1 protein-coding gene is annotated in these 1,596 nt (G+C 70.6%); it reads left to right on the forward strand.

Annotated features, from left to right (window positions below; all coding sequences use genetic code 11):
- Positions 1–115 precede the first annotated feature (115 nt).
- Positions 116–1,531 (forward strand): argininosuccinate synthase, encoded by a 1,416-nt coding sequence (gene argG / locus ACFE67_RS12315; RefSeq protein WP_375407169.1) that lies wholly within the window; start codon positions 116–118, stop codon positions 1,529–1,531.
- Positions 1,532–1,596: the final 65 nt, after the last annotated feature.

Consider the following 1,596-nt stretch of genomic DNA (forward strand, 5'->3'; position numbering starts at 1 on the left):
GTGTTCACGGATCAGGACCTGCGCTCATGTACACAGTGGGGCGCTTCGCGCTGCCGGATCGCCTGATCCGTGAACACCGGACCCCGTCGATCGCGACCCGGTAGTTTCGGTCCTCGTGTCGAAGATCCTCTCGGACCTCCCCGTCGGCCAGCGCGTCGGGATCGCCTTCTCCGGGGGGCTCGACACCTCCGTGGCGGTCGCCTGGATGCGGGAGCACGGGGCGGTGCCCTACACCTACACCGCCGACCTCGGTCAGTACGACGACCCCGACCTGTCCGGGCTGCCCGACCGTGCGAAGGCCTACGGCGCCGAGGGGGCCAGGGTCGTCGACTGCCGACCCGCGCTGGTGGAGGAGGGCTTCGCCGCGCTCGCCTGCGGCGCCTTCCACATCCGGGCCGGCGGGATGCCGTACTTCAACACGACGCCGCTCGGCCGCGCGGTGACGGGCACGACGCTCGTCCGCGCGATGCAGGAGGACGACGTCGACATCTGGGGCGACGGCTCCACCTTCAAGGGCAACGACATCGAGCGCTTCTACCGCTACGGCCTGCTCGCGAACCCCGACCTGCGGATCTACAAGCCGTGGCTGGACCGCCGATTCGTGGGCGAGCTCGGCGGCCGCGCGGAGATGTCCGCGTGGCTCACCGAGCGGGGCCTCCCCTACCGGGCGAGCGCCGAGAAGGCCTACTCGACCGACGCGAACATCTGGGGCGCGACGCACGAGGCGAAGAAGCTCGAGGAGCTCGACGCCTCCGTCGAACTCGTCGAACCGATCATGGGCGTGCGGTTCTGGGACCCCTCGGTCACGGTCGAGACCGAGGACGTGACCGTCGGGTGGGAGCAGGGCCGGCCGGTCAGCGTGAACGGGACGCGCTACGACGACCCGGTCGCGCTGGTGCACGCGGTCAACACGACCGCAGGCCGGCACGGGCTCGGGATGACCGACCAGATCGAGAACCGCATCATCGAGGCGAAGAGCCGCGGGATCTACGAGGCGCCGGGGATGGCGCTGCTGTTCATCACCTACGAGCGCCTGGTCTCCGCGATCCACAACGAGGACACGCTCGCGGCGTACATGACGGAGGGGCGCCGCCTCGGCCGGCTGCTCTACGAAGGCCGCTGGCTCGAACCGCAGGCGCTGATGCTGCGGCAGGCGCTGACCCGGTGGATCGGTGCGCCGATCACCGGCGAGGTCACGGTGCGCCCCCGCCGCGGCAACGACTGGACACTCCTGAACACGGTCTCCCCGAACGCGACGTACCACCCGGACCGGCTTTCGATGGAGCGCACCGAGGACGCGGCGTTCAGCCCCGACGACCGCATCGGCCAGCTGACGATGCGCAACCTCGACCTCGCCGACTCGCGCGCGAAGCTCGAGTACTTCGACGGCTTGGAGGTGCTCGGCGGCACGGTGAGCGGCCTCGTCGGCGACCTGGAGCCGGGCCGCGCGAGCCACATCGCCTCCTCCGGCCGCGACGACAGCGCCGAAGACGCCCTGGACTCCGCCGCGATGGAGACCGGTACCGACTGACCGCGCGTCGGCAGGCTGGTCGCCCTTCAGCAGGCCGTCACGGGCGATTCCAGCCTGCTGAAGGA

It is taken from the genome of uncultured Amnibacterium sp., from assembly GCF_964244015.1.
In the GTDB taxonomy this organism is placed as follows: domain Bacteria; phylum Actinomycetota; class Actinomycetes; order Actinomycetales; family Microbacteriaceae; genus Amnibacterium.